The following is a 5251-nucleotide window of genomic DNA, read 5'->3' as shown; positions in this document are numbered from 1 at the left end:
GAGGCAGGCGCGGGTCAGGATGGTGCGCACCTCGTCGGCGGCGGAGCCGCTGCACCTCGCGATGTAGAAGATCACCACGTTGATGGCGGCCACCGAGCCGGCGTAGATGTACACGTCCTTCGCGGTGCCCACGTAGATCGACAGCCCGATGCCCCAGCAGGCCACGCAGTAGAAGCCGGCCGTCAGCGTCCAGCTGTAGAGCGCGTCGAGGCCGGCGATCCGGCCCTGCGGCACCGTACCCAGCTGCCTGCCGCGCGCCTCGGCGATGGCGGCGCGGGCGAAGACCAGGCAGGCGGCGTTGCACAGCGCGGTGGACAGGATGCCGATCGCGGTGCAGATGGGCCACCAGTCGCGGTGGAACAGCGTGGTCGACAGCACCAGCACGGCGGGGATGAGGGTGAACAGCCGCATCGAGACCTCGGCCAGGACGGCCCGCCGGCTCAGCCGTCCCTGCCCGCGGCCCGCGACCAGCGGAGTGAGCCCGGCGAAGAGGTTCTGGTAGTACCGGGCACCGGCCAGCAGGAAGCTCATGCCGACCAGCCGCACCGGGCCGTTGGCGGAGTGGTCGGGGATGGTGTAGCCGTCCAGCCGCAGCCCGTCGAGCAGCGGAAGTTCCTGTTCGCCCGCGCTGTTGGTGCGCTGCAGCAGGGTGATGTAGTTGTTGCCCCAGTCCCAGTCGAGGTCGCGCAGCCAGTACGTGATGACGACCCAGGCCGCGACGTACCAGGCCGCGGCCGACAGCCAGGAGAAGAACAGCAGCCACCGCACGTGCATGCCGCGCCGCGCGTCGTGGTAGAGCGACTGGGTGCGCCGGATCCGCCACATCTGGAGCTGCTGCCGCGGCGCCCCCGCGAGCGGCGTGTACAGCCGGACGAAGCGGGTGCCGGCGCTCTGCGCGCGGGTCGCCTCGACGGCCGCCAGCTCCTCCTCGTAGAAGTGCAGCAGTTGAGGATAGAGCCGCTCCCCCGGCGTGGGCCGGAAGAGCAGCAGCCGGTTCTCCGGGACCCGGTCGGTGAGGTCCTCGACGAAGCGGGCCAGCAGGGGCGTCTCGGCGTAGAAGGCGTCGGGTACGGTCACGGCGCCCGCGCCCGTCCCGGCCGTCTCGCGGTGCCCGCCGCCGATCGCGACGAGGAGCTGCCCGACCGCGTACAGGTCGGCCTGCCGGGGGTCGACCACCATGGTCTCGCTGCGCACCTCGGGCGCCACGAACGCCGCGTCCGGGCCGCCGGAGCCGGGGACCGTGTGGGAGTACAGGTAGTTGACGCCGAGGTCGATGAGGACGAAGCGGCGCTCCCCCGCGCCCGTACCGCCTCCGGATTCCGAACCCGGGCCGCTGAGGATGATGTTGGACGGGGAGAGGTCGCCGTGGCGCAGGCCGCACCGGTCGAGTTCGTCCAGCACCCCCAGCAGCCGGGGCCCGAGGTCGCGCAGCAGGTCGAGCCGTATGCGCGGGCTGGCCGGCCGGTGGCTCAGATACTCGGCGAGGGTCTCGCCGGGCACGAAGTCCATCAGGATCCACCGCCCGCTGCTCGCCCACGCGCGGGCCAGCGGCAGCGCCTCGGTCACCGCCTCCTGCCCCGCGTGCACGTCGCCGTAGGAGGAGCGGTAGTCGCGGGTGGCCCGGACGATGGTCGGCACCCGCAGATAGGGGTAGACGATGCACTTGAGGGCGAACGGGATGCGCCTGCCGTGCGCCTGGCGCAGCGGGAGGCCCGTCAGGATGAACGACGTGGTGCCGTGGCGGTGGAAGCGCAGGGTCTCGACGTCGACATCGCGCCACGCGTCGAGCGTCGCGGCGTCGCCGTCCGCGCTGCCCTCCACGTCGGGGATCGGGGTGTCGGGTGCGTACAGCGTCCGGATGGCCTCCCGCACCGCCGGGTCCGCGACCGCCGGCACGCACAGGGCCGCGCAGTCGTGCGGCGTGCGCTCACCCTGGTCGTAGCGGCGCTGGTAGGAGTGGGCCAGCGACACCAGGGTGAGGAGGAGCAGGCCGAGATATCCGCCGACCGCCCGGAACTCGCCGCGGACCGGCGCGGGGCGGGTGGCGAATTCCGTACGCCAGCGGGTCAGCTGCTCGATGACCGATTCCCACGACTGCTCGAACTCGCCGCTGAAACTGTGCGCTTCGAACGGCAGGCCGAAAAAGACCCGGCTCCAGTCCTCGCGGCCCCACTCGCATAACTCGGTCTCTTCCCGCGTCGCCGCCCCTGCCGCGCCCTGCGCGGGCACAGCAGAGGATAAGGCGCGGATGATCGCGCGGAGATTACGCGCGCTGCCGGTTGTTGGCATCGTCCTTCGTCACGATGGTCAGTTGGGGTACGGCGCGAATGCGGCCGTTCCTTATCAGCGCGGGGTCTTTGCCTTCGACGGCGCAGTACATCACCTCGTACCCGCCGCGGGCACCGCCGAGAATCCGGCCGGGATCCAGCTCGTGCCGCTTGACCTGCGGCATCCACGACAGCGGCGCGATGTCGAGCACGTACGGGGCGTCCCCGGGCTCGGTCATCCGCCGCTGCAGCATGACGCGCTCGTCCCGGTAGTCGGCGATGGCCTGGCCGTAGCCCCGGCCGAGGCCGTCGCGGATGCGGTCGAGATGGCGGATCGCCCAGCGCTGCGAGACCGACAGCTTCTGCGCGGGCGGCTGGATGGGGCGGGTGCTCAGGGACAGCACGTGGGTGCAGCCGTCCGCCAGCGCCAGCTTGTACGGGTGCGGGGTCAGGACGCCGCCGTCGACCGCCCGGGAGCCGCGGAAGTCGGCCGTACCGCGCAGCGCGACGGGCAGCCAGGCGCTGGCGACGAGGGCGGCGCGCAGATCCGCGCGGGAGGTGAAGTCGGTGACGGCCTCGGTGCGGATCTCGTCGACGAGGGTGACGGCGACGTGGAGCCTGGTCGGGGCGGCGATGACCTTCTCGTACCCCAGCGGCTTGACGTTGTCCACGACCTCGAACGCGTAGTCCAGGTCCATGATGCGGCCGCGCAGCACGCGCCGGAAGTCGACGAACGTCCGGGTGGCGAGGTCGTCGTAGTAGATCGAAAGCGGATACCACGTCTCGCCGTTGAGAAAGTAGGCGCTGTTGATGGCACCGGAAGAAGCGGAGTATATGGTGTCGAACGCCTGATTGAGCCCGGAATCCTCAAGGGCGCAGAGCATCGCGGCCGAGACGACGCCGCGGATGCCGCCCCCCTCGACGGCCAGCCCGATCTTGAGGTCGTCCACGGGCTTGTCGTGCGTATGTCCCTTTTCCCGGCGACGGCGTAAGGCACTCAGCACAGGATGGTCCGCGTGCCACGGCATGGCACTACTCATGAGTCATGTCCTCCCTGGGCATCCGAGATTGTCATGCCCGGCAAGTCGCGTCAATTCCCGGAGAGTTCACGGATACGTACCGTCTTCTGCACGTATCGCCGGCACGGTGGGCGGCGGCGGGCGGCGGGCCGGGAAAAACGCCCCCGACCCGCGGCACGGCAGGTCGGGGGCGTGGAAGCCACTCGGCTCAGTCGAGGTAGTCGCGCAGCACCTGGGAGCGCGACGGGTGCCGCAGCTTCGACATGGTCTTGGACTCGATCTGGCGGATGCGCTCGCGCGTGACGCCGTACACCTTGCCGATCTCGTCCAGGGTCTTGGGCTGCCCGTCGGTGAGCCCGAAGCGCATGGAGACCACGCCCGCCTCCCGCTCGGAGAGCGTGTCGAGGACGGAGTGCAACTGCTCCTGCAGCAGGGTGAAGCTGACCGCGTCGGCCGGGACGACCGCCTCGGAGTCCTCGATGAGGTCGCCGAACTCGCTGTCGCCGTCCTCGCCCAGCGGGGTGTGCAGGGAGATGGGCTCGCGGCCGTACTTCTGGACCTCGATGACCTTCTCCGGGGTCATGTCCAGCTCCTTGGCCAGCTCCTCCGGGGTGGGCTCGCGGCCCAGGTCCTGGAGCATCTGGCGCTGCACGCGGGCCAGCTTGTTGATGACCTCGACCATGTGCACCGGGATGCGGATGGTGCGGGCCTGGTCGGCCATCGCGCGGGTGATCGCCTGCCGGATCCACCAGGTGGCGTACGTGGAGAACTTGTAGCCCTTGGTGTAGTCGAACTTCTCGACAGCGCGGATCAGACCGAGGTTGCCCTCCTGGATGAGGTCCAGGAAGAGCATGCCGCGGCCCGTGTAGCGCTTGGCCAGGGAGACCACGAGGCGGAGGTTGGCCTCCAGCAGGTGGTTCTTGGCGCGGCGGCCGTCCTCGGCGATGATCTCCAGCTCGCGGCGGAGCTTGGGCGCCAGCTTGTCGGCGGCGGCGAGCTTGTCCTCGGCGAAGAGACCGGCCTCGATGCGCTTGGCGAGCTCCACCTCCTGCTCGGCGTTGAGCAGGGGGACCTTGCCGATCTGCTTCAGGTAGTCCTTGACCGGGTCGGCGGTGGCACCGGCCGCGGCGACCTGCTGGGCGGGGGCGTCGTCCTCGTCCTCGTCGGAGAGCACGAAGCCCTCGGCCTCGGCCTCGGCGGCGGGCGGCTCCTCCTTCTCCAGGGGGCCGTCTTCCGGGCCGTCGGACGCGCCGTCCTTGCCCGCGGCCTTCTTGCCGGCCGCCTTCTTGGCCGGGGCCTTCTTCGCCGCGGTCTTCCTGGCGGCCGCCTTCTTTGCGGTGGTCTTCTTGGCGGCGGCCTTCTTCTCCGGCTCGTCCGCCGGGTCGCCCAGGCCCGCGGGCACCGGATCGTCCATGGGGGCCTCCTGGACCGCGTGCGCCGTGGCCGTGGCCGTCGGCTTCTTCGTCGCGGTCTTGGCGGGGACGGCTTGCTTGGCGACCGCCTTGGTGGCGGTCCGTTTCGCCGGGGTCTTCGCCGGCACGCTCTTACGGGTGCGCTTGGGCGCCTCTGCGGCACTGACCATCAGTGTCACACCCTCCTCTTCGAGGATCTGATTGAGGCTGCGCAGGACGCTCTTCCACTGGGTGGGCGGAATCTGGTCAACCTCGAAGGCACGACGCACGTCATCACCGGCGATCTGCCCTTCGGCCTTCCCCCGCTCGATGAGTGCCATCACGGACTCAGCTTCGGCGATCTCCGGGGGGAGCGTACGGGATGTGCTGGCCGACACGAACAACCTCTCGAAACGATGGGAACGACCGGTGGCGGGGATGGACCACCGGCGTAGAGGCGGAACCGCGATACGTGCGCCACCACCTCTTAGGTCATCGCGCCTTCCCGCACAGCGTTACGCCCAATCCACGTGGCCCAGGTCACAATCTACCGCCACCGGCCCGGCCGCACGAA

General features: G+C 70.2%; 2 protein-coding genes and 1 pseudogene. All 3 read right to left on the bottom strand.

Annotated elements, in window-relative coordinates; all coding sequences use genetic code 11:
• A pseudogene (locus tag H5J30_RS16585) lies at positions 1–2229 on the bottom strand (hypothetical protein); the annotation flags it as partial.
• 34 nt (positions 2230–2263) lie between these two features.
• The gene (locus H5J30_RS16580) at positions 2264–3217 is read right to left on the bottom strand and encodes a patatin-like phospholipase family protein (protein WP_181788201.1); all 954 of its coding nucleotides are present in this window, start codon (positions 3215–3217) and stop codon (positions 2264–2266) included.
• 277 nt (positions 3218–3494) lie between these two features.
• Complete coding sequence (locus H5J30_RS16575; protein ID WP_181788200.1) at positions 3495–5075, bottom strand: RNA polymerase sigma factor; 1581 nt, start codon at positions 5073–5075, stop codon at positions 3495–3497.
• Between the last annotated feature and the right edge of the window lie 176 nt (positions 5076–5251).

Source organism: Streptomyces phytophilus, assembly GCF_013870535.1.
Lineage (GTDB): Bacteria > Actinomycetota > Actinomycetes > Streptomycetales > Streptomycetaceae > Streptomyces > Streptomyces phytophilus.
The sequence above is the reverse complement of the archived record's forward strand: the minus strand, read 5'-3'. Positions and strand labels throughout refer to the sequence as shown.